A 21,884-nucleotide genomic window follows, 5' to 3' on the forward strand; every position below is an offset into this window, starting at 1 on the left:
GGCTTTCTAGTGGAATACGGCGGTTTCCGGCTGTTGCTCGACCTGGGGTATGCGGCTCTGCCACGGTTGCTGGAATCGACGACGGCCGAGCAGATCGACGCGGTCGTGATCAGTCATGGGCATCCGGACCACTGCGCCGACCTCAACCCGTTGCTGCGGGCGCGGGCGCTCGGCGGCCGGCGGCCACCGCCCCTGCCGGTCTATGCCTTGCCCGGAGCGTTGAAGGTGGTCTTGTCATTGGATCGGCCGGGGATGCTGGAGGAGGCGTACCGGTTGTGTGAGTTCGACGCCGGTGACCGGCTGGCCCTTGGCCCGTTCACGGTCGACACGGTGCTGCTTCCGCACTGGGTGTCCAACGCGGGGGTGCGGGTGATGGCCGGGGGTAAGTCGTTGACCTATACCGGAGATGGCGGACCGAGCCCGGACCTGGTCACGCTGGCCCGTGACACCGACCTGCTGATCGCCGAAGCGACCTATCCCGACAGCATGCCGCCCGACGACGCTGGTTACCTCACCAGCGCCCGCCAAGCCGGGCACCAGGCCGCCCAGGCTGGCGCCGCACGCCTGCTGTTGACCCATCTGTGGCCCGGTACGGATCCAGAGGTCGCCCGGGACGCCGCCGGCCGGACGTTCCGTGACGAGATCGCGGTCGCCGTGAGCGGCCTGACCATGGGCCTTTGACATTTGATCGCTATGACGTCCGGACCTGTCCCCATCGCGACCGGTACCTGCCAGCCATTCCCGAGCTGAAAGCCACTGCCATGACCCGGATCCCCGCTGACCCGACGGCCCTTCACCCGTTCCCCGACCAGCCGCGCGTGGTGCTGCTGAAGCCGCTGGTGACCTCCGAACTCATCGAGGTCGGGGAGTACTCCTACTATGACGACCCGGACGAGCCGACTGCGTTCGAGACCCGCAACGTGCTGTACCACTACGGGCCGGAGAAGCTGGTCATCGGCAAGTTCTGCGCGCTGGGTACCGGGGTCCGGTTCATCATGAACGGCGCCAACCACCGCATGGACGGCCCCTCCACCTTCCCCTTCCCCATCATGGGCGGATCCTGGGCCGAACACTTCGACCTGCTCACCGGCCTGCCCGGCCGCGGCGACACCATCATTGGCAACGACGTCTGGTTCGGCTACAACACCATGGTGATGCCCGGCGTCCGCATCGGACACGGCGCGATCATCGCCTCCGGCGCCGTAGTCGTCGACGACGTCCCCGACTACGGCATCGTCGGCGGCAACCCAGCCAAACTCATCCGCACCCGCTACAACAACGACGACATCGCCCGCCTTCTGGAGCTGGCCTGGTGGGACTGGCCCGCCGAACACATCACCGAGCATCTCCGGGTCATCATGTCCGGCACCATCGACGACCTCGAAAAGCTCGCACCGCGAGCCTGACCCACCACAGCCGTCACCAACCGCTGTCCGTCCCACCTGGTACGTCACATCGGAGCAGGGCGAACGTTGCCTCTAGATCCTGTCTTGTGAATCATGAGAGCCAGGTCAGGGCCGCGATGAGTAGGATCCGCGCGCGGTAGATGACGGCGCGTTTGGCGTAGCGCGAGGCCGGCGCGCGGTACTGCTTGAGCCGCGCGATGGCCCGCTCCACCACGTTGCGCCGCTCGGAGATCTCGGCGTCGAAGGTGTACGGCCGGCCACGCCGCCTGCGGCCGGCAGGCGGCGTGATCTGGTCGACCAGCGAGGTCAAGCGCGGATTGTCACCCGTCTGACCGGGGGTGAGGACAACCGCCGGCACCCGGCAGCGGGCATCCACCGCCAGATGCAGCTTGCTGGTCAGGCCGCCCCGGGACCGGCCGAGCGTCTCGCCCTCGACGGCCGCGACCGTCGTGCCCGAAGCGCCGATCCAGGCAGATCCCCCTTTTTACGCGCTCCAGCGGCATGCTGGTGCGCCCGTGTCTATGGCGTGGTTGAGGGTTTCGGCAGGTGGAGTGCAAAAGAGCGCGACTTCTGATGATCTTTCAGGTCTGACCGGTAAATAACCACCTCAGCTGGGCAGGCGGCAGCGAACCCCGGCCGGCGATCGTCGGTCGGGGGCTGGTCAGCGGCGGTATGGGTCAGGCGGCCTGGGTCAGGGTGACGGTGAAGCCCAGCGCTTCCAACTGCCGGATGTGGTTACGGGCTTTCTTCCCCTTGTCGATGCGGTTGGCGTAGTAGTCGGCGCCCAGGTCACTGAAGCGGGCGGTGGGATCGGCGAGCAGATGCCAGACAATGACAAGGATGGACCGGGCGATGGCAACCAGGGCTTTGAGCTTGCCGCGGCGCTTGACGATCCGCCGGTAGCGTTCGCCCAGAAAGGTGTCGCTCCTGGCCGCAGCGGCGGCCGCGTTTCCCAGTACACCCTTCAAGTACGGGTTGCCCTTTCCGGTTTGACCGTATCTGCTCCTGGCCCCTGACTGGATGGTGCGCGGGCAGAGTTTGGTCCAGGACACCAGATGTCCCGCGGTGGGGAACCGGCTCATCTCCAGTCCGACCTCTGCGATGATCACCTGAGCGATGTGCGGGGCGATACCGGGGATCTCATCCAGCCGCTCCAGCGCCGGGAGCAGGACGTGTGCCACCTGGCAGTGGTCACACTCATCGGAGCCGCAGTCACAGCCGTGGCCGTCTCTGTGCGGGGAAGCTTGAGCGGCGGGGATGGCTGAGAGTGACAGCTCGATCCGGACGGTCAGGTGATCGATCTGCCTGGTAAGGCCGTCGATCTGGTCCAGCAGTATCCGGGCGAGTTCAGCGTGGTGGTCGTCGAACTGGCCAGTCAACGCCTCAATCAGGGCGGCGTTCTTGGCCTTCATCTTGCCGCGGGCCAGATCGGCGAGGACCCGGGGGTTGCGTTCCCCCGTGATCAGCGCTTCGACCATGTCCCGGGCCGAGACGGTGTCCAGCTTGCTGGCCACCGACGACACCTTGATCAGCGAGTCCTCCAGCAGCTTTTCCAGGCGCTGCCAGTGCCGAGTCCGCTCTTGAGTCAGATCCACCCGCATCCGGGTGTAGTCCCGCAGCGTACGAATCTCCTTCGGCGGCACGAACGAGGGCCGCAGCAGCCCTTTCTCCGTCAGCTTGGCCAACCAGACACTGTCCAGTTTGTCCGTCTTCGGGCGGCCGGGGAGGTTTTTGACGTCGCGGGCATTGACCAGCTGGACCCTCAGGCCACCCGCTTCCAGCAGATAGAACCAAATCCGCCAGTAGTCGGAGGTCGACTCGACCGTGACTATCTCGATCCCCTGGCACACCAGATGATCGGCGAGCTCGGTGACCGCGTTGAACGTGGCGGCAACGTCCCACACCTTGCTGAGCCGCCGGCCCGGCTTGGACTCGTGTGGCACGCGCATGCACACCTTGCCGGAGTCCTTGGCCACATCGATCGCGCAGACCCGCTCGAAGATCTGCTCGTGTTCCTCATCGGGGATTTCATGAGGTTCTCGTATCGCCACGCGAACCGTCCTCCATCACCTGTCGGGGGTAGGTGGGGGGATGCCCGGGGGCCTCGGTCGGGAACCGAAATTCTGACCGGCGTGCTCGAAGCGACAGTGCGTGACCCTTCCAGGTCGGGCCCCGGCGTCAGACTAATCCACGGGTTCCAGATCCCAGATAAGACACCGACGTCGGCGGGCAACCCGACCCATTTTCACGCCTGCGCGGCGTCACCGGAAGGGATAGGGGGACTAATCCGAAGATCGTCACAGGGGTCGCGCTCGTGCCAGCTGAACGCCCACTACGTCCTCATTTTGAAGCGCAACCAGCTGCTGGCCCGTGCCGCCGCCCAGGTCCTGCTGTCGGGCCCGGACGCCGACTGGACCCAGAGCGCCGCCATCGACGATGATCACGGGCACGGTTGTACCGAACGCCGGACCATCCGCACCGTAAAAGCCAATGACACGCTGTTCCCCGGCGCCCGGCAGGCATTCCGGCTCCGCCGCGACGTCGGTGACCTGGACGGCATCTGGACCAGCAAAGAAATCGTGTACGGCATCACCAGCCTGCCCGCCGACCTGGCCGGGGCCGCCCACCTCAACCATTACGAACGTACCCACTGGGGCGTGGAAAATCGGCTCCATGCGTCTGGCTGATCGAGCCAACAGCGCCCGCGCCCGCCGCAACCTCCTCGACCGCGATGCCGCCTTCGCCGTCTACAACATCTGATCAACATGCCGGAACTGGACATAGCGAATCAAGGCGGGGGCCCTGTCTGCTCACCGCCTTGCACATCGCAGTGCACGCGAACGCACAGTGGGGCCTTCGGTCTTCGAGCCGCCCTCAGCGGTCTATTCCGGGACGGTGTACTCGACCGCCGGCGCCTCGATGTATTTGTCGAGCTCAGGGAGGTTGACAACGATCGGGTCCACGCCGGACCGCACAACTGCCCAGACCGTCTCGTACTCGGCGGAGGCATTGATCTCCTGGTGAATGACATGGGCGGGGACGAACACGAAGTCACCGCGTCCCGCTTCCGCCACGTTCTCCAGCCGGTTCCCCCACCGGTACCGGGCCATGCCGCTGATGACGTACAGGACGGTTTCCTGCTCCCCGTGATGGTGCGCTCCGGTTGCCGCGCCGGGCTTGACCGTGCTCAGGAACGCCGAAAGATGTGCCGCGTCCGGGTTCCGGGCATCGAAGGCTACTTCGCGGATCAGCCCAGGAGTCTGCGTCGTGTTTCTGTCGAGGGCTTCGCTATGGACGACCCTGATCTGCTTGCTGAGAGGAATGTCACTCATGGTTGCCCTTTCTCTAGCGCCAAGAAGCGATCACCCATATGGAAGACCACCCCATCCACCCGGCCGCCACGGGCCCGGATGTGGAACAGCAGGTCACTTGGTGTGGCCACGGCACGGTAGACGGTCACCACGAGGAAGAGTGCCGCCCTCGTCAGCGGGCTCAGCACCGCCTGCGGAATCACCTCCCGCCCCGGCCCTGCCATCGCCATCCACCCCCCGATGTGCCAGCTGTCACGGCCGCAGGACGGCCTTGATGACTCCGTCGACGCGCTGGTCGAAGGCCCGGAACAACCCGGGCGCGTCATCAAGCCGCCCATGATGGGTGACCACCACACTGGGACGGGCCCGGCCGGACAGCACGAGGTCGCGGAGCAACACCGTGTAGCGACGATCGTGCGTACGACCAAACCTCACCGAAACCCCCTTGGAGAAGAACGTCGCCCACGGCACCGTCAGGCGGCCGTCGGCGTGCCCCTCGGGGGCTGGATGCCGATCCTTCTCGGCGTAGACACCGATGATGCCCAGATGCCCGGTCGGGTTGACCAGCCGGGCGAGATCGCTGATGACCTGAGTCGGGTTCTCCACGCCAGGCTCCAGGCGGTCGTGAGACTGGAATCCCACTGCGTCGATGCCCACCTGGACCCCGCTCATCGCCGCCTCACCGGGCGCCAGGCCACCAGCCCGGCGAAGCTCGCAGATCTGGTCCACGGGATCCGCCAGCCGGTAGTCGACGGGAACGGCGCCGATCTCCCCGGCCTTGTCCAGCCGTTCGGGTACCGCATCAACGACGTAGACCTCGGCGGCACCCTTCAGCAGGGAACTGTAGGCCGCGAGCAGGCCGATGGTCCCGGCGCCGAACACCGCGACCGTCGCGCCCGCGGTCACCTGCGCCAACTCAGTTGCATGCCACCCGGTCACGAACGCGTCGGCCAGCAACACCAGATCGTCTTCACGATCGTCGCCCGGTTCCCCGGGCACCGGGATGCAGTTGGCGTCGGCGAAGGGCACCCTCAGCAGCTCGGCCTGTGCGCCGCGGTAAGGCCCCATACCCGCGTAACCGTACGCCGCGCCGAAGCCACCCGGGCGCACTCGCAGGCAGGCGGCCGACAGTCCCCGCGCGCAGTTGACGCACACTCCGCAGTACACGTGGGTCGGGATCACCACCCGGTCCCCGGGTTTGACCATCTCGACCGCGGAACCGGCCTGCTCGATGACACCGAGAGGCTCGTGCCCCAGGACCAGGCCAGGCGTGGCTCCCGTGCGCCCGTCGTACATGTGCAGGTCGGTCCCACAGATCGCGCTCGAGCTGATCCGGACGACGACGTCTTCGGGTTCCTCGAGCACCGCGTCGGGGACGTCCTCAACCGCGACGGAGCGGGTGCCGGCGAAGACGACGGCCTTCATACCGGCCGCCCATCGCTGGTGCCCATCCGTACCCCCGTCTCTCATCCGGCGGCCGGCGGCCGCACTACACGCACCGCCCCCGCCATACGCCCAGTTTTGACCTAAATCAACATAAACCAACACAAACGTACCCATTCACTGACCGCCCACGCGTACTCCGACGTAATTAGCGGGGAGATCCTGCACCTCTCCCGCGACGGACAATGGACGCCGGCCGATTCCAACGCTGCTCGCCGGGCTCGTCTCGGTCTGGCGCGGGATGGCGCTCGTCGCGTGGCCTGGCCGGCATGCCCGTGCGATGCCCTCGTAATGAGAGGTCGTGCACCGCGCCCACAAGCGCGGTCTTGCCAGGGCTTCGGCACCGCCTCACTGATCCACGCCACCCGGCTGTTGTCCCCTCAGGACCGGCGCGCACTCGGTGCCGCAGCCGGACCGGACCGTGCGCCGCAGGCCGCGGTAATGCACGGAGACCCGCTGTGCGACGAGCTGGGACTGGCCGAGGAGCGACCGTCAGGATTCCACCGAGGCCCGGGGTCGCGTACATGGTGCGCAAAGCCGTTCCCCGAGATGGCCACGGTCACGGCCTCGACCTGGGTCTCCAGGACCGATATGCATGCGTAGCGGATTATCTGTCAGGTGTCGATACAGCACGACGGCTTTTGCGGTAGTTGTGCAGCCACATTCGTGCCTATTTCTCAGGATACCCAACTGATAAATTCAGATTTGTGAGAGAATTCGCCGCTTCTCGTTATGCTGCCTTCTATTTGCTCACTTGTGGGATGGCTTTCCGTGTCGATATCCGGAGGCGCGGGTATTCGTGCCTCAAACCCTCTGGCTCTCATCTCTGGGGTACGAGCCGAATTGCAGGTTTATCGGATGTCGACCTGGACGGGAAAAGCAAGTGATCGTTCGTAATACCATCGACCATGACGCCATCCCGGGCGCCTCGGTCGTTTCGGCGGACTTCAGCGTCTCGGGAGGCGAGGGCCGTCGTTCGCGGATTGCGCCGATGTTGGGTCCGGCGTTCGTGGCGGCCATCGCCTACGTCGACCCAGGCAACGTCGCCACCAATCTCACGGCCGGCGCCACGCACGGATATTTGCTCGTGTGGGTGGTCGTGGTCGCCAGCCTCGTGGCCATCCTCATCCAGTTCCAGGCCGCCAAGCTGGGGATGGCGACCGGCCAGAGTCTGCCGCGACTGTGCCGCGAGCGACTCCCGCGGTGGGGGATCCGACTCCTGTGGGCCCAGGCCGAGATCGTCGTGCTCGCGACTGACTTGGCCGAGTTCGTCGGCGCGGCGATCGGTATGCGGCTGCTGTTCGGGATGCCCGCAGCTCTCTCCGCCGCGGTGACGGCCGCGGTGTCGCTCCTGCTGCTACAACTGCGGCGGCAGGGCCGTACCCGCCGGTTCGAGCTGATGAGCGCGGCCGCACTCGTGCTGGTGGGCGCGGGCATCTGCTATGACATTGTCGCGGTGGGCCACCAGTCAGCCGCCGGGCTCGCGGCCGGGCTCGTCCCGGGCTTTGCCGGCTCGGGCTCGCTGGTCCTCGCGATGGGAATCGTCGGCGCCACGGTCATGCCGCATGCGGTCTATCTGCACTCCGCGCTGGTCCAGGGCCATGGGATGTCGGCCGACGCCGCTCGCAGGCAGCCCGGGCTCGTACGTCGTGCACTGCGCCTCGACTGCATGCTCGCCCTAGGCATCGCCACCGGCGTCAACGTGTCGATGATCGCCCTGGGTGCCGGGTTCGGTGCCGCGACGGGCGGGACGTGGACCGGCGACCTTATCGACGCACACTCCGAGCTGGCCGGCCGGGTCGGCGGCTTCGCCGCCCTGGCGTTCGCCGTGGCACTACTGTCTTCCGGGATCTCGTCGGCCGGGGTCGGCACGTTGGCGGGAGATGTGGTCATGCACGGATTCCTCGGCTGGCGGGTGTCCCCCCACGTGCGCAGGATCGTGACGATGGCGCCGTCCGTGCTGGCCTTGAGCATCGGCGTGCCCCTCACCGCCTTGCTGATCGCGAGCCAGGTGGTGATCTCGCTGGGGGTACCGGTGGCGTTGTTCCTCCTCGTCGGGTTCTGCCGGGACCGGGCGTTGATGGGCCCGCTCGTCAACGCCCCGCTCACCACGCGGGTCGCCGGGGTGACGGGCGCGATTGTGGCCGCGCTCGGCGTCTGCCTGCCGTTCACGCTCCTTTTCTGAAGCCCCCGTTCACTTCCGAAACAGCACGGAAGTCGCTGCCAGTCGCCCCTATGTCATTCACCCGCGTCATTTGTCCATCACACCGATACAGAGGATGAACTCACATGCGCAACCGTACGTACAAGAACATTCCGCAGCCCCAACGAGACGGCCAGGGAGGCGTCGACACGGGCCCCCGGAACATCGAGTTGGACATTCAGAATCCGGACCTGCTCACGCCGCCGGTCACCGACCACGGCACCGTGCCCAACATGAAATTCTCCTTCTCCATGGCGCACACCCGGATCGAGGAGGGCGGATGGACCAGGGAGGTCACCGCGCGCGAGTTACCGATCGCCACCACGCTGGCCGGCGTCGACATGCACCTCAACCCGGGCGCCTACCGTGAGCTGCACTGGCACAAGGAGGCGGAGTGGGCCTACGTACTGGAGGGCAGCTGCCGGATCGGCGCCGTCGACCAGGAGGGCTGCAACTTCCTCGACGACGTGCAGAAGGGCGACCTGTGGTTCTTCCCTAAGGGTGTGCCGCACTACATCCAGGCGCTCGAGGAGGGTGTGGAGTTCCTGCTGGTCTTCGATGACGGATCATTCTCCGAGAATTCCACATTTATGATCAGTGACTTCTTCGCGCACACGCCGAAGAGTGTCCTGGCGAAGAATTTTGGCTGGACGCTCGAGCAGATGGAGAACATGCCGGAGAAGGAGAAATACATTTTCCAGGGCCAGGTGCCGCCTCCCCTGGAGTCCGACCGGGTGGTCAGCCCCACGGGTGACGTGCCGCGGACCTTCAAGCACCGGATGCACGCACAGGAGCCGATCCGGTTCGACGGCGGCACGGTGCGGATCGTCGACTCGAGGACCTTCGCGGCGGCCACCACCATCTCGGCCGCTCTCGTGGAGGTGGAACCGGGCGGTCTGCGTGAGCTGCACTGGCATCCGACCGACGACGAGTGGCAGTACTGGATCTCCGGGTTCGGCCGGATGGGCGTGTTCGCCAGCTCGGGCCTGGCACGGACGTTCAACTTCCAGGCCGGTGACGTCGGCTATGTGCCGTTCGCTTACGGGCACTACATCGAGAACCTCGGGAACGAGCCACTGGTCTTCCTCGAGATGTTCCGCAATCCGCTCTTCGAGGACATTTCAGCGATGCAGTGGATGGCCAACACTCCGCCGCAAGTCAGCGCCGATACGCTCAACGTCCCGAGGTCGATGATCGAGGCACTCCCGAAGACCAAACGTAGCGTCGTCAGATGATCTCGTTACATCGGATGTCTCTGCCAGGGCCGGGACGGCGCCAGTCGCGCCGTCCCGGTGGGTTTGGCTGAGGTCAGAACCGGCGCGGCGGCTGGTCCGCCCCCGGCGGCTGGTGCGGCGCCGAACTCTGGGACTTCCTGCCCGGTCTGCCCAAGCCACCAGGTCACAGAGAGGGTTCTGTGGCCACCAGGGACCCTGGTGACCCTGGTGGCCAACTCGGGTTCATGCGGCCACCACGAGCACCGCCTCCCCGGCCGCCAACCATTTGATGAGGCGGCGGTAGCAAATGAGTGCAGCGGCGAAACCGACGAATTCCCTGACGATGCCACTGGGCGGTTCAGCGCCTAGACTCACCGCCCATGATCCCTCTAGACGAGCAGGGCCGTCCGGAACCTCCCCTCGCGGCCGACGAGACCACCACCCTCCTGGGTTTCCTGGAGTTCCAGCGCGCGACCCTGGCGTGGAAGTGCGCGGGACTGGACGCGGCCGGCCTGAGGGCGACCGTCGGCGCCTCGTCGATGACCCTGGGCGGGTTGCTCAAGCACTTGGCCTACGTTGAGGACGACTGGTTCTCCCGGTGGCTGCACGGGCGAGACCGGCAGCCCCCGTGGGACACAGTGGACTGGAGGGCCGACCCCAATTGGGAATGGCACTCGGCCGCCGAGGACTCCCCCGAGCAACTCCATGCGCTCTGGCAGGACGCCGTGGCCCGCTCCCGCTCCCTGGTCGCGGAGGCGCTGGCCGACGGCGGCCTGGAGCGTCGGGCCCGGCGCACCTGGCCCGACGGTCGGGCACCGAGCCTGCGATGGATCCTGAGCCACATGATCGAGGAGTACGCGCGGCACAACGGCCATGCCGACCTCCTCCGGGAGTCGGTGGACGGGCTCACCGGGGAGTAGCCCCACCCCGAGGTCAGCCGGTCCTCCGACCCGTCCGGCACATCGGCGGCCGACGGAGTCCCCTGGGGTTCAGCGGCTCACGGCAGTCTCCCGCTCCACACGCGACAGCTTCTCGGGATTGCGTACGTAGTAGAGCCCGGTGACCAAGCCGTCCTCGACCCGGACCGCCATGACGCCATCGATCTCCCCGTTGAGCCGGACGATCAGAGCCGGGCCGCCATTGACCTGTACCGGCTCGAGCGACATCTCGGCGCCGACCTTCTTCAAGCCGGCGGCGAACACGCGAGCCACCCTGTCGGCCAGCTCGACGTCCTCGGCCACGTCGGGCGCGGTCAGCAGCGGCTCGGGCAGCCAGGGGCCGACGTAGGATTCCTTGCGGCGGCCGAGCGTGCGCAGCCGGGTGAGCGCCTGCCGGGTGGCGATCTTGACCAGATACGCGCGCTGGTCCAGCACCGTGGCGTGATCGACGGCCGCCCACCGCAGCCAGGTCTCCTGAAGGACGTCCTCGGCGTCGGCGGCCGAGCCGAACATCTCGTAGGCGACCGTGAAGAGCAGGTTGCGGTGGGTGACGAACGCCTCAGTAGCGAGGTCAGGGCGGACGTTCTCGTTCATGTCCCCGCCGCGACCTCCGGCGTGGTCCGCAACGCTGGCCATGGGTGGCTCCTGTCTGTTCGCTCTCGGTTGTGTCCCCCGTAAGACACCGGGCCCCACCGTTTTGTGACACCACGACGGTGAAGAACGTAGTGCGAACATGATCAACGCCACGCGTCGCCCTTTCCGGAGGAGTAACCGGCGGCCCTGTGGTACGTCAAGGCAGGCGCCACGGCCGCAGGTGCGCGAGATGCGGCGGTGCGCTCGGATGCCGCGGGTGGGTCACTGCGGGCCCTCCTGATCACCGGGCCAAGAGGAATGGGCTGATGCCGGTCGCCTGGTTGTGGCGCACGTCACGTATGTGGGCTGTCACAAGGATCGGGTCGCCGGCATCTCATGGTCGACCAGCTACAAACAGCAAGGAGTGCACAATGGATGCTCGCTTGAACCTCTTCGGCAACCCGACCGCAGGCAAGATCCTGAAGCACATCATCGCGGCGGGCAAGGCACTCGCGGACTCGACGCTGCCGGCCGCGACGCGCGAACTGGTGACGCTCCGCGCCAGTCAGATCAATGGCTGCGGAGTCTGCGTCGACATGCATACCAAGGACGCTGCACACGCCGGGGAGACCCTCACCCGCCTCAACCTGGTCGCGGCCTGGCGGGAGGCCACGGTGTTCACCGATGCCGAACGCGCCGCCCTGGAGCTGACCGAGCAGGGCACCCGCATCGCCGACGCGGCCGGTGGCGTCACCGACGAGGTCTGGGCGAATGCCGCCAAGCACTACACCGAGGACGAACTCGCCGCGTTGGTGTCCCTCCTCGCCTTCATCAACGCCGCCAACCGCGTGAACGTCATCACCCAGCAGCCCGCCGGCGACTACCAGCCCGGCCAGCACGGATAACGAGCAGGACCTGGCCGGATGCCGCCTCGCATCAGCAGTACGGCCCAGACACCGCTCGCCAGGGGGCCGGGGGCGTTGACCTGGCCCCCACGCGGGACCCGATCGCCGCTCCGGTTTCAAGACCGGATCCGCCTACAACCCTTATAAGGAGAAATCTCATGAACGTCGCACTGTGGATCGTTGCCATCGGAGGCAGTTCGCGGTCAGGCCTTGCCGGGTTCGAGGTCGCGTACGTCGATGAGGCGGGTGAAGAGGTACGCATGCCGCTGGCACCATCGCCTCGATCACCTCATCATCGGAGGCGCCGGTGTAGGCCTGCAGGATCAGGGCCAGCGCCAGCCGCGCGGGCGCCACCGGCGGACGCCCCTTGGCGGCTTGGCCGTACATGCCCGTGAGCTCGGCCTGGAACACCTCGTCGAACAGCTCGTGCCGGCTAAGGCGCAAGAAGACGAACAGCTTCGCCCGCTTGATCAGCTTGATGACGGTCTGCTCAGCCGCGGACGGTTCCACCGGTGGACGCCATGTCCTGGGACGCATGAACCACGAGCCTCTCCCTGACCCCGAGCAACACGCGACCAGGAAGAGGTACCACGAACTCAGGCAGGATTACATGACCGGCGCTCTAGTTACACCCTTTACTTACCCTTTGCTTAACACTCCCGAGACGCGCATGGTAATCGCCTGCACGGGGCAGACGTCGATGGCTTCTTCCACCGCCTCACGCTGGTCCTCGGATGGCTCCGGGTCGTAGTTCAGGTCCCCAGAGTCGGTGAAGCGGAAGACATCGGGAGCCGCGAAGGTGCACTGACCGTGCAGGTCACACAGATCCATGTCAACTTCGATGTGCATGCTGTTTCTCCCTCGTCGTGTTGATCGGTCCTGGGCTCGGGGGTTCCATCCAGGCCTGACGACTGATGGATGGTGGGGTGGCGCGCGACTCAGGCTTCGCCGAGCGGGACGTAGACCGTCTTGGTCTGGAGGAACTCGAGCAGTCCGTCCTGCCCTCCCTCTCGGCCGACACCGCTCTGCTTGTAGCCACCGAACGGGAAGGTCGGCGGCACGGTGGTCATACCATTGATGCCGACCGTGCCGGCCTCGAGCTCGCGGGCGATGCTATGCGCTCGCCGAAGATTGTCGGTGTAGAGATACGCGGCGAGTCCGGCCTCCGATCCGTTCGCAATGGCGACCGCCTCGGCGTCGTCACGGAAGGAGGTGATGGCGAGGACCGGCCCGAAGACCTCCTCCCGAGCTAGCTCACTGTCAGGGTCGACGTCGTCGAAGACCGTCGGCTCGATGAAGAACCCGTCGGCGAGGTCACCGCCACGCCGTTTTCCGCCAACGATGAGTTTGCTGTGCGTCGCTGCTCGCTCGATCACTCCCATAATGCGATCCATCGCGGTTCGGTCGATGACCGGACCCATCTCGGTCGCATCGTCAGCCGGATCGCCGATCGTCACAGGCGCGAGCAGACGGCGTACCTCCTCGACGACGGCGTCATGCACCGACTCCTCGACGAGCAGTCTGGTCGGGAACATGCAGCCTTGCCCCGCAATGTTCACGCATGCGTTCATCGCGGAGAGTCGCGCGCCCGCTTGCCAGTCGCCATCGGCAAAGACGATGTTCGCCGACTTTCCCCCGAGCTCGGTGACCACGGGCGTCACCGTCTCCGCGGCGGCCTTGAGAATCGCCCGCGCTGTGCGAATTCCGCCCGTGAAGGAGACCTTGCGCACGTCGGCGTGGCGGACGAGCGCTTCCCCTGCTGCAGGGCCACCGGTGATCACGTTCAGTACACCGGGCGGGATGCCAGCCTCCAAGGCCAGGCGTGCGAACAGCGTGGTCTGCAAAGGGGTTTGCTCGGGCGGCTTGACCACGACGCAGTTGCCGGCCGCGAGTGCCGGCGCCACCTTCATGCCAAGCGCCGACAATGACTCGTTGAACGGGGTGATCACCGCAACGACGCCGTAGGGCTCCTTGACCACATAGGCCAGCGCATCCACCGGGTACGACGGGTTCACGGTGCCGTGGATCTTCTCAGACCAGCCCGCGTAGTACCTCACCCACTCAGCGCAGTGCCGGGCGTAGATGCTCCCCCCGGGCAACCCCTGTTCCACCGCGGCGACTGTCCCGAACAGGTCGCGGTTCGCGGAGATGAGGTCGGCCAAGCGCAGGAGCAGATCGCGCCGCTTATGCGGTGGGAATCGTCGCCAGGCGGGAGCAGCGGCAGACGCCGCGGCCACTGCCTTTCCGGCCTCGTTCGGTCCACCCATGGGCACCTCGGTCACCCGTAAACCGGTCGATGGGTCGATCAGGTCGAATGTCCCGGCACTTCCATGTGAAAGCCACTTGTCACTGATGAGCATCTCTGCCCTTGGGAGCGCGCCCAAGAGATGGGAGTGATCAACCATGCGCGTTCTCCTGACGATTCCTCATGAGCCGTCGGCCGACGCGGGCAGCACCGCGTCGTAGTGGATGTCGAGCTTGCGCAGTCCACGCAGGAAGGCGTGCTCGTGCTGGACAACGTCGCCACCGGCCTTGAGCCGCAGCCCCGGCAGCCGACGGGTCAACGTCTCCACCGCGATCAGCGCCTCACGCCTGGCCAGCGGGGCACCGAGACAGAAGTGGGTGCCGAAGCCGAAGGCGATGTGGGCTCCGGAGTCCTCGCGGTCGAGGGAGAACTCGTCTCCATTGGAGAAGAGCGCCTCGTCGTGGTTGGCAGAGCCGAACGCGACCAGCACCTTCGCGCCCTCCCGGAGATCGACACCGCCGAGCGCGACTTGGCGAGTTGTGCGCCGGAAAAGCGCCTGGAACGGCGAGTCCAGACGGAGCGTCTCCTCGATCACCGACGGGATGCTGGCCGGGTCGGCACAGACCTTCTCGAGCAGGCCCGGCTCGACGCTGATCCGGTACACAAGTGACCCGAGCAGGTTGGTGGTCGTCTCGCCACCACCGGTGAGCAGGTGCAAACCGAGACCGATCGTCTCCCGTTCATCCAGCAGCCTCGGCCCGTCGACGTCCTGGAGCTGGGCTGCTGCCAAGTAGCCGACGACGTCATCCTTCGGCTCCTTGCGCCGGCTTTCGACCATCTCGAGGAGGAATCGCTGAAACTCGACGATGTCGTTGGCAGCCTGGACCAGACGATCCGTTTCGACACCGCCTGCGATCGCAACCATCGCCGAGTCGGTCCAGCGCTTGAACGTCTGGTACTGGTCTGCCGGGAAGCCGAGGACCTCGGAGATCACGCGGATCGGGAAGGGAACGGCGAAGGCCTCCACGAAGTCGACCTCACCCTCGGCCGGAAAGGCGTCGATCAGGTCGTTGACGATCTCGTGCATCCGCCCTTCCATCGCATCCGCGGTACGACGTGCCGAGAAGAGGGAGTTGGCAAGCTTGCGATACCTGGTGTGCCGCGGCGGGTTCGCGTTCACGAGAGTCGAGACCGGGTGATGGGCGCCCTCCATTGCCGTGGCCACCTCAGGCGACCAGTTGCTTGGCCGGCCGAGCGGCGGCCCCTGGCCGGGCTCGAACATCTCGTCGCCATCCCACTGGCGGAAGGTCGCCGGGTCGCGGAGCACCGTCATGCACAAGTCGTGCGTGGTGACCATGTAGAAGTCATGCTCGGCGATGTAGGCGACGGGCGACTCAGCACGAAGGTGGCGGTACATCGGGAAGGGGCACTCCACGTTGCTCGGAGCGGTGGGGTCGATGACGATCTCCTGACCGTCCACGATCATGGGCGAAGAAGGTGCCTGCGCCACTTGGTTCATGGATACGCCTCCAGTGAATGACGACCAATCTGTCGTCAGTGTTCGAAGTTTGACATCCAAGTCAGGGGACGTCAACAGCCGTCGGGACGGCGGATCACGCCCTGCTGCATAACTGTTGCCAGGAGCGTGCCGTCCTGCTGGAACAGGTGGCCCGAGGCCAGCCCCAGGCCTCCCCCGACTGCGTGGGTGGACTGGTCATAGAGGATCCAACCGTCCACCCGGCACGGCTGGTGGAACCACAGCATGTGGTCGAGGGAGGCCATCCGCAGTCCTGGCAGCGCAGGACGCAATGACATCGCGGGTAGCACGACCGACAGCAGCGTCAGGTCGCTCACGTAGGCGAGCGCGCACTCATGCCAGCCGGGGTCGTCCGGTTGGGGCTCGTCCGCCCTGAGCCACACCTGGGCCGACGTCCGCGGACCATTCGTCGATCCCGAAAGTCGGTCGCGTGGCGCCTCGACGTAGCGCACGTCGAAGTGTCGCCACGTGCGATAGAGCAGTGGCCAGTCGTCGGGGTGGTCCGTCACCCGCTGGTGGAGGGTGGGCAGTGCCTCCGGCGGCGGCGCCGTCGGCATCGGCACCTGGTACGAGAGCTCGAGGGCCTCGAAAGAGGTGAAGGATGCCGAGACCTGCGCGATCTGTACGCCGCCCTGGCGAATCTTCACGAGGCGAGTGCAGGACGATGCGCCGTCTCGGATTCGCCGTATGCGGTACTCCAGCTCGGCATCGTTGCGGCCGGGACGAAGGAAGTAGGTCTGGAGCGAGTGTAGCCGTCGGCCTGGGCTCACCGTCGTACGCGCGGCAAGCGCCGCCTGTCCCACCAGGTGCCCTCCATAGACCTGGCGCAGCTCGGTGGGCGGGACGCGACCGGTGAATGCGTCCGTGCCCGTTGACCGCAGCTCAAGAGCCTCCGTCAGGGGGGTGGTCACGACGCAAACCTCTGGTTGTGCTGGAGGATCTGGTCGATCTCCTGTTCAGTCACTCCCACCCCTGCCAGCACGGACGCAGTGTGCTCTCCCAACTGCGGCACCCGCGATCCCTTCACGTAACGGTGTCCCAGCGGAGACTGGACTGTCACGAACGTCGATCCGGCCTCCGTGGTCGCTTCAGTGAAGATCCCTCTGGTGCGGAGCTGTTCGTCGCCCACCACGGCGTCGAGCGTGTTGACCGGCGAGCACGCAGCCACCTCGGAGAGTTCGCGCACCCAGTGCTCCACAGGCCGGGTGAGCATCGCATCCTGGATCGCCTCGCGAATCTCGCTGCGGCGCCGAAGCCGCTCTTCGTGATCGAGGCTGGCATACCCCTCGAGGGACAGCTCTCTGCACAACGCGCGCCACATGTGGTCCTCGTGGTTGATGCCGAGCACGACGTGGCCGTCGGAGCATCGGAAGATCCCATAGGCCCCCTCGCGACGGGGAAATGCCTCGGCCCCGTTGAGGTGCCGTGACAGGGCCGGACCGAGCGCGAACACCAGGCTGTCGGTGATCGACAGGTCCAGCCGACTCCCCTGGCTGGTCGACTCCGCCATACGCAGAGCGGCGACGACACCGAGCGCGGCCAGCATGCCGGAGGTGATGTCGCCCCACGGCGGGGCTTCCAAGAAGTACTCCTTCGCCGCACCGGTGACGAACGGGGCGAGCATCCCGCTCATGGCTTCGTAGTTCAGGTTGTGGCCGGCCGCCTGCGCAAACGGGCCGGTGCTTCCATACCCCGAGATGGAGCAGTACACGATCGCGGGGTTGGTGGCGCTCACCGCCTCGTACCCGAGCCCGAGGCGATCCAGTACGCCGGGCCGGAAGCCCTCGATCAGGATGTGCGCGCTCGCAGCAAGACGTCGGGCTGCTGCCAGGGAGACCTGGTCCTTCAGGTCCAGGGCGACGCTCCGCTTGCCACGCCCGGCGAAGCGGAAGTTCCAAGGGCCCACCTGCCGTTGCGGGTCGCCGCCGTCGGGGCGCTCCAGCAAGGTGACCTCCGCCCCCAGTTCGGCGAGCAGCAGGCCGCAGATCGGACCCGGGAGTTGCTCCGCCAGGGACAGCACCCGCACACCGGCCAACGGCAGCGCCTCAGGCACGCGAGCCACCCGCCAGCCGCCCGGCCCGGGGCAAGTCGTCTGCGGGTGCGTACTTGGACACCAGCTCGTGTTTGCGGATCTTGCCTGTGGGGGTGAGGGGGAGCTCCTCAGTGACCACCAGCAGCTCGGGGATGAAGTGCTTGGTCGCTCCGCGGTCGGCGAAGAACCTCCTCATCTCGTCGAAGGTCAGCGGATCCTGGCCGTGGCATTCCACGACCGCGCAGGCCCGTTCTCCGAGCCTGGCGTCGGCGACCCCGATCACGGCCGCTTTGCGCACCTTCGGGTGCTGCTCGAGGAGCTGCTCGACCGCCACGACGGGGATGTTCTCACCGCCCCGAATGACGATGTCCTTGCTGCGGCCAGCGATCTGGAGGTGGCTACCACGGATACTGCCCAGGTCGCCGGTCTTGAACCAGCCGTCGGGGGTCAGGGCGGCGGCCGTGAGGTCCTCCCGGCCGTAGTAGCCCAGTGTCATCGAAGGCGTCCTCACCACCAGCTCACCCACCGTGCCCTCGGGTAGCGCCCGGGCCGAACTCGGGTCGCGCACTTCGACCTGACACAGGTCGAAGGGTCGCCCGTCTGTGTTGTTGCGCAGTTCGACGTCGTCGTCGGGATCCGCTGATGTGAGGTAGAGGCACTCGGTCATTCCCCATCCAGGGCACAGCCGCACGTTCGGCAGCCGCTCATGCAGGTCGGCCATCATGGCGCGTGAGATCGGGCCACCGCTTACTCGGACCGTCGACAAGGTGCTGATGTCACGAGCCGCGAAGTCGTCGTGCCTCAACAGGTCGAGTAGGTACGTGGGCATGGCGGCCGTGTAGCTGACCCCGCAGTCTTCCATGATGCGTAGCGCGAGCCCGGCGTCCCAGTCGTCCATGTACACGACGCGGGCGCCCAGGAAGAGCGGAAGGTACATCCCGTTTACGAACCCTGCTGCGTGACCGAGCGTCGACGGAACAAGGAAGACGTCTTCCACCGTGAGCTGTAGTCGGCGCGCAATGGACGCCAAGCCGGCCAAGAGGGTCGCACACGAGTGCATCACGCCCTTCGGGTCTCCGGTGGTGCCACTGGTGAAGTTGAGCAGCATGAGCTCGTTGGAGCCCAGAGCATGGTCCCCACGCAAAAGCGACCGGCGTTCCTCCTCTAGCTCGGGAGACCTTCCGTCGTTGAGGACCTCGCTCCATCGCCGCACGTCGCCCGCCCCACCCGTTTCGCCGACCACCACGACAGAACTGAGCGACGGCAGTTCGTCTCTCAGCGCGACGGCATCCTCCACGTAGGACCGCTGTTTATGAGCCATCGGCACGATCAGCATGGCCGCCTCGCTCAGCTCGAGCTGACGACGTACGTCCATCGACCGGTAGATCGGGGAGATGGGCAGGGTGATCGTACCGAGCGTGTAGAGGGCCAGGTGGGTGACGAGGTACTCATGCCAGTTGGGGAGCTGGACCGCAACCACGTCTCCCCTGACCACACCCTCTCGGCGCAGCCCTGCGGCAAGCGCGCCGACTTGCTCACGAATGGACGACGGAGCAAGCGCCGCGCGGGGGTGCGGCGTACCCGAGTTGCGCGACCTCGCGATGTCGAAGTCAGTCACAACGGCGTCGCTTCCGCACTGCTCGGCCCAAGCGTCGAGCAGCTCCAGAAGGACCGGCTTCATCATCGGGCTCACGCGGCTCCTCCGTCCTCGAAGAGGATCACGGCGCGAGCCCCCCGTTCGTCTGCGCAGTAGCTCAGCGCGTCGTTGAGTTCCTCGAACGCGAAGGTCTGCGAGACGAGCTCGGCAAGCTTGAGCTGATTGGACGCATACAACTTCGTCAGCCGCTCCACATCTCGTGCCGCCCAAGAGGAGCCGTAGAAAGAGCCGCGGATGACCTTCTCAGTCAGGACGATCCCGTTGAAGGCAGACACGTTCAGCCGCACTTCTTCCGGGCCGGCGCCCACGAGCACGATCCGGCCGCCCTTACGGGTCATGCGGAGCGCATCTCGGATCGACTCCTGTCTGCCGGCCGCCTCGATCGCGACGTCGACGCCGCGTCCCTGGGTCAGTCCCCTTATCTGCTTGACCAGCATGTCGTGGGGTGTGACGGCGTATGTCGCACCGAGCTGGCGCGCCAGTTCCAGCCGCTCGGGATGCAGGTCCACCGCAACGATCTCGCTGGCCCCCGACAGCTTGGCGCCCTGCACGGCGTTGAGCCCGACCCCGCCGCAGCCGATCACCGCCACGCTTTCACCGGGCCGGACCCCGCCGGTGTTGACCGCGGCACCGAAGCCGGTGAGTACGCTGCACCCGAGGAGGGCCGCCTGGGCGAACCCGATCTCCTGCGGTACCTTGACTGCCGCGCCCTCAGGGACCACGCACAGCTCGGAGAACGTGCCGAGTCCGGCCATGTGGTAGACGGTCGATCCGTCAAGCGAGTAACGGGTGGTCCCATCAAGCAGCGTGCCGCGCAGCATCGCGTCGTTCGCGGTCTCACACACTGACGGCTGGCCGGCAAGGCAGTAGTAGCAGTGCCCACACTGGGCCAGCCAACTAAGTACGACGTGGTCCCCGGGCGACACCGACGTGACGCCATCACCCACTGCGACGACCGATCCGGCACCCTCGTGACCGAGGACCATGGGTAGCGGGTTGGGCAGACGACCCTCGTAGATCGACAGGTCCGACTGGCACACTCCGGTCGCACCCATCCGCACCAGCACCTCGCCGCGGCGTGGCTGTTCCACGTCGATGCCGACTATGTCGACCTTCTGCCGCACACCGCGCAACAACGCTGCCCGGCTGACCAACGGGGCCCCAGAGGCCTGCTCGCCCGCAACCGGCTGTGAACCTTCTGTCATAGGTGTCTCTCTCCGCTCCCTCGAATGACGGCTCACGCCGGAACTCCGATGGAGTCCCGGTACTGCGCGGCCCGGTGGGCAAGGCCGACGAGGACGACGCCGACAACGCGTCCCTCCCTCACGAACCGGGCAATCAGGTCGCCATCGAGACTTCCTTCGACGATGTTCATCTCCGTACCAGTACCGGGCCTGCCGTAGGCCTGCAGCTTCACCTGGTCCTGGTCCGACCAGAACCAGGGCACGGGGGCGAATGCGGTCGTCTCGTGGTGTTCCCTTTGCAGGGCGGCGACGATGGACGTGGCTGCTCGCTTCGCGGTGAGTATCGACATCTGCCAGTGCTCGCACCGGTTCGGCGCGTCGTCGTACAACGCATTGGGGAAGCGCGCCACGTCTCCGATGGCGAAGACGTCATCGAAGCCAGGCACTCGCAGGTCGGAGTCGCAGACCACCCCGTCGGTCAGGTCGAGTCCGTTGCCCTCGAGCCATTCGGTATTGGGTATGGAACCAACCGCCTGGATCACCGCCGCACAGGGGAGCTCCCGCCCGTCATCGAGGACGACGACCGGCGAGCCGGCGGGGCCGACGATGTCCAGGACTCTTCTGCCTAGATGGAACCGCACTCCGAGCGCCTCATGCCGGGCCCGGATCGCACCGCCGATGATGGGGCCGAGCGGCCGTTGCATGGCCTCCTGGTCACACTCGACGACGTCGACGCCGAAGCCGGCCGCACGCAGCGCGGTGGCCGCCTCGCAGCCGATGAAGCCGGCTCCCACGACGACCACGCGACAACCCGGAACGAGCGCCCGACGCAGGCCCGTGCAGTCGTCCAGGGTCCGGAGGGCGTGGCAGTCCAAACGACCCGCCGCCGGCGCCAGGCGCCGGGCGCGCACCCCGGTCGCTGCGACGAGTGCGTCGTACGTGATGTGGCTGCCGTCGCTGAGCGTGAGCTGGTGGGCCATCAGATCGGCGTGCTCTACTCGGGTTCCGAGTCGCCAGGTCACGTCGCTGATGCTCTGCCGCAGTTTGAATGCCACAGCCTTGTGGTCGGGTTCAGTGAGGAGCAGCTGCTTGGACAGCGGCGGCCGGTTGTACGGCGCGTAGATCTCGTCGCCGACCACGAGGATCTCCCCCGGCCACCCTTGTGCACGGAGGGCCTCGACGGTGCGGAGGGCGCCGAGTCCACCGCCGGCCACCACCACTCTGCCGGCGGACATC

At 66.5% G+C, this 21,884-nt stretch carries 20 protein-coding genes and 2 pseudogenes; 7 read left to right on the forward strand and 15 right to left on the reverse strand.

What is annotated here, in order from left to right; all coding sequences use genetic code 11:
* Positions 1-6: 6 nt before the first annotated feature.
* Together ACIN94_RS26390 and ACIN94_RS26395 are read left to right on the forward strand one after the other, a co-directional pair.
* Positions 7-681, forward strand: a pseudogene (locus ACIN94_RS26390) (MBL fold metallo-hydrolase); the annotation flags it as partial.
* An 80-nt stretch (positions 682-761) separates the two neighbouring features.
* A complete protein-coding gene (locus tag ACIN94_RS26395; RefSeq protein ID WP_400711251.1) occupies positions 762-1,406 on the forward strand; it encodes a CatB-related O-acetyltransferase in 645 nt (214 codons plus the stop codon).
* Between the two features lie 91 nt (positions 1,407-1,497).
* Here the strand turns inward: ACIN94_RS26395 and ACIN94_RS26400 are convergent, their stop codons facing one another.
* Both ACIN94_RS26400 and ACIN94_RS26405 read right to left on the reverse strand, forming a co-directional pair.
* The gene (locus tag ACIN94_RS26400; RefSeq protein ID WP_400711254.1) at positions 1,498-1,716 is read right to left on the reverse strand and encodes a transposase; all 219 of its coding nucleotides are present in this window, start codon (positions 1,714-1,716) and stop codon (positions 1,498-1,500) included.
* A 367-nt stretch (positions 1,717-2,083) separates the two neighbouring features.
* Entirely contained in the window at positions 2,084-3,457 is a 1,374-nt protein-coding gene (locus ACIN94_RS26405; RefSeq protein ID WP_400711257.1) for an IS110 family transposase, read from the reverse strand.
* 294 nt (positions 3,458-3,751) lie between these two features.
* Here ACIN94_RS26405 and ACIN94_RS26410 point away from each other — a divergent pair, with 294 nt between their 5' ends.
* Entirely contained in the window at positions 3,752-4,093 is a 342-nt protein-coding gene (locus ACIN94_RS26410) for a hypothetical protein (RefSeq protein ID WP_400711260.1), read from the forward strand.
* Between the two features lie 195 nt (positions 4,094-4,288).
* On the opposite strand, the gene ACIN94_RS26415 is transcribed toward ACIN94_RS26410, so the two are convergent.
* The 3 genes from ACIN94_RS26415 to ACIN94_RS26425 are packed head-to-tail and all read right to left on the reverse strand — an operon-like array spanning position 4,289 to position 6,142.
* Entirely contained in the window at positions 4,289-4,738 is a 450-nt protein-coding gene (locus ACIN94_RS26415) for a cupin domain-containing protein (protein ID WP_400711263.1), read from the reverse strand.
* Positions 4,735-4,941: a hypothetical protein gene (locus tag ACIN94_RS26420; RefSeq protein ID WP_400711265.1), complete on the reverse strand. Its 207-nt coding sequence runs from the start codon at positions 4,939-4,941 to the stop codon at positions 4,735-4,737. Before ACIN94_RS26420 ends, ACIN94_RS26415 begins: the two co-directional genes overlap by 4 nt.
* Before the next feature lie 28 nt (positions 4,942-4,969).
* Positions 4,970-6,142 (reverse strand): glutathione-independent formaldehyde dehydrogenase, encoded by a 1,173-nt coding sequence (locus ACIN94_RS26425; protein ID WP_400711268.1) that lies wholly within the window; start codon positions 6,140-6,142, stop codon positions 4,970-4,972.
* Positions 6,143-7,043: 901 nt separating this feature from the next.
* On the opposite strand from ACIN94_RS26425, the gene ACIN94_RS26430 reads away from it, so the two are divergent.
* The 3 genes from ACIN94_RS26430 (at position 7,044) to ACIN94_RS26440 (ending at position 10,497) form a co-directional block, all read left to right on the forward strand.
* On the forward strand, positions 7,044-8,345 hold the full coding sequence (locus ACIN94_RS26430; RefSeq protein WP_400711271.1) for an Nramp family divalent metal transporter: 1,302 nt from the start codon (positions 7,044-7,046) through the stop codon (positions 8,343-8,345).
* 104 nt (positions 8,346-8,449) lie between these two features.
* Positions 8,450-9,598, forward strand: a complete 1,149-nt coding sequence (locus tag ACIN94_RS26435; RefSeq protein WP_400711274.1) for an oxalate decarboxylase family bicupin — start codon at positions 8,450-8,452, stop codon at positions 9,596-9,598.
* A 359-nt stretch (positions 9,599-9,957) separates the two neighbouring features.
* Positions 9,958-10,497 carry a DinB family protein gene (locus ACIN94_RS26440; protein WP_400711277.1) on the forward strand — a complete coding sequence of 180 codons (540 nt, stop codon included), beginning with the start codon at positions 9,958-9,960 and terminating at the stop codon, positions 10,495-10,497.
* Positions 10,498-10,566: 69 nt separating this feature from the next.
* Here ACIN94_RS26440 and ACIN94_RS26445 read toward each other — a convergent pair whose 3' ends face one another.
* Positions 10,567-11,151: a sigma factor gene (locus tag ACIN94_RS26445; protein WP_400711280.1), complete on the reverse strand. Its 585-nt coding sequence runs from the start codon at positions 11,149-11,151 to the stop codon at positions 10,567-10,569.
* Between the two features lie 368 nt (positions 11,152-11,519).
* Between ACIN94_RS26445 and ACIN94_RS26450 the strand changes: the two genes are divergently transcribed.
* Entirely contained in the window at positions 11,520-11,993 is a 474-nt protein-coding gene (locus ACIN94_RS26450; protein ID WP_400711284.1) for a carboxymuconolactone decarboxylase family protein, read from the forward strand.
* Between the two features lie 273 nt (positions 11,994-12,266).
* Here the strand turns inward: ACIN94_RS26450 and ACIN94_RS26455 are convergent.
* From ACIN94_RS26455 to ACIN94_RS26495, 9 genes and pseudogenes are all read right to left on the reverse strand, one after another.
* Positions 12,267-12,530 (reverse strand): annotated as a pseudogene (locus tag ACIN94_RS26455) (IS5/IS1182 family transposase); the annotation flags it as partial.
* A gap of 102 nt (positions 12,531-12,632) precedes the next feature.
* A complete protein-coding gene (locus tag ACIN94_RS26460; protein ID WP_400711287.1) occupies positions 12,633-12,842 on the reverse strand; it encodes a ferredoxin in 210 nt (69 codons plus the stop codon).
* An 89-nt stretch (positions 12,843-12,931) separates the two neighbouring features.
* Positions 12,932-14,353, reverse strand: coding sequence for an aldehyde dehydrogenase family protein (locus ACIN94_RS26465; protein WP_400711290.1), 1,422 nt, complete (start codon positions 14,351-14,353; stop codon positions 12,932-12,934).
* A gap of 66 nt (positions 14,354-14,419) precedes the next feature.
* On the reverse strand, positions 14,420-15,757 hold the full coding sequence (locus ACIN94_RS26470) for a cytochrome P450 (RefSeq protein ID WP_400711293.1): 1,338 nt from the start codon (positions 15,755-15,757) through the stop codon (positions 14,420-14,422).
* Positions 15,758-15,828: 71 nt separating this feature from the next.
* Positions 15,829-16,686 (reverse strand): acyl-CoA thioesterase, encoded by an 858-nt coding sequence (locus tag ACIN94_RS26475; protein WP_400711296.1) that lies wholly within the window; start codon positions 16,684-16,686, stop codon positions 15,829-15,831.
* Positions 16,683-17,828, reverse strand: coding sequence for a CaiB/BaiF CoA transferase family protein (locus ACIN94_RS26480; RefSeq protein ID WP_400711299.1), 1,146 nt, complete (start codon positions 17,826-17,828; stop codon positions 16,683-16,685). The genes ACIN94_RS26475 and ACIN94_RS26480 overlap by 4 nt, the downstream gene beginning before the upstream one ends.
* Positions 17,821-19,491 carry an AMP-binding protein gene (locus ACIN94_RS26485; protein WP_400711366.1) on the reverse strand — a complete coding sequence of 557 codons (1,671 nt, stop codon included), beginning with the start codon at positions 19,489-19,491 and terminating at the stop codon, positions 17,821-17,823. The genes ACIN94_RS26480 and ACIN94_RS26485 overlap by 8 nt, the downstream gene beginning before the upstream one ends.
* A gap of 5 nt (positions 19,492-19,496) precedes the next feature.
* Positions 19,497-20,669, reverse strand: a complete 1,173-nt coding sequence (locus ACIN94_RS26490) for a Zn-dependent alcohol dehydrogenase (RefSeq protein WP_400711302.1) — start codon at positions 20,667-20,669, stop codon at positions 19,497-19,499.
* 32 nt (positions 20,670-20,701) lie between these two features.
* On the reverse strand, positions 20,702-21,883 hold the full coding sequence (locus ACIN94_RS26495; RefSeq protein ID WP_400711305.1) for an NAD(P)/FAD-dependent oxidoreductase: 1,182 nt from the start codon (positions 21,881-21,883) through the stop codon (positions 20,702-20,704).
* Between the last annotated feature and the right edge of the window lies 1 nt (position 21,884).

The organism is Streptosporangium sp. NPDC087985 (assembly GCF_044741965.1).
In the GTDB taxonomy this organism is placed as follows: Bacteria; Actinomycetota; Actinomycetes; order Streptosporangiales; family Streptosporangiaceae; genus Streptosporangium.

Excerpts from the sequence above, each read along its gene's own strand:
- ACIN94_RS26395 (WP_400711251.1), top strand. The coding sequence starts at position 762 with ATGACCCGGATCCCCGCTGACCCGACGGCCCTTCACCCGTTCCCCGAC.
- ACIN94_RS26415 (WP_400711263.1), bottom strand. The coding sequence starts at position 4,738 with ATGAGTGACATTCCTCTCAGCAAGCAGATCAGGGTCGTCCATAGCGAA.
- ACIN94_RS26420 (WP_400711265.1), bottom strand. The coding sequence starts at position 4,941 with ATGGCAGGGCCGGGGCGGGAGGTGATTCCGCAGGCGGTGCTGAGCCCG.
- ACIN94_RS26425 (WP_400711268.1), bottom strand. The coding sequence starts at position 6,142 with ATGAAGGCCGTCGTCTTCGCCGGCACCCGCTCCGTCGCGGTTGAGGAC.
- ACIN94_RS26435 (WP_400711274.1), top strand. The coding sequence starts at position 8,450 with ATGCGCAACCGTACGTACAAGAACATTCCGCAGCCCCAACGAGACGGC.
- ACIN94_RS26440 (WP_400711277.1), top strand. The coding sequence starts at position 9,958 with ATGATCCCTCTAGACGAGCAGGGCCGTCCGGAACCTCCCCTCGCGGCC.
- ACIN94_RS26445 (WP_400711280.1), bottom strand. The coding sequence starts at position 11,151 with ATGGCCAGCGTTGCGGACCACGCCGGAGGTCGCGGCGGGGACATGAAC.
- ACIN94_RS26450 (WP_400711284.1), top strand. The coding sequence starts at position 11,520 with ATGGATGCTCGCTTGAACCTCTTCGGCAACCCGACCGCAGGCAAGATC.
- ACIN94_RS26460 (WP_400711287.1), bottom strand. The coding sequence starts at position 12,842 with ATGCACATCGAAGTTGACATGGATCTGTGTGACCTGCACGGTCAGTGC.
- ACIN94_RS26465 (WP_400711290.1), bottom strand. The coding sequence starts at position 14,353 with ATGCTCATCAGTGACAAGTGGCTTTCACATGGAAGTGCCGGGACATTC.
- ACIN94_RS26470 (WP_400711293.1), bottom strand. The coding sequence starts at position 15,757 with ATGAACCAAGTGGCGCAGGCACCTTCTTCGCCCATGATCGTGGACGGT.
- ACIN94_RS26485 (WP_400711366.1), bottom strand. The coding sequence starts at position 19,491 with ATGATGAAGCCGGTCCTTCTGGAGCTGCTCGACGCTTGGGCCGAGCAG.
- ACIN94_RS26490 (WP_400711302.1), bottom strand. The coding sequence starts at position 20,669 with ATGACAGAAGGTTCACAGCCGGTTGCGGGCGAGCAGGCCTCTGGGGCC.
- ACIN94_RS26495 (WP_400711305.1), bottom strand. The coding sequence starts at position 21,883 with ATGTCCGCCGGCAGAGTGGTGGTGGCCGGCGGTGGACTCGGCGCCCTC.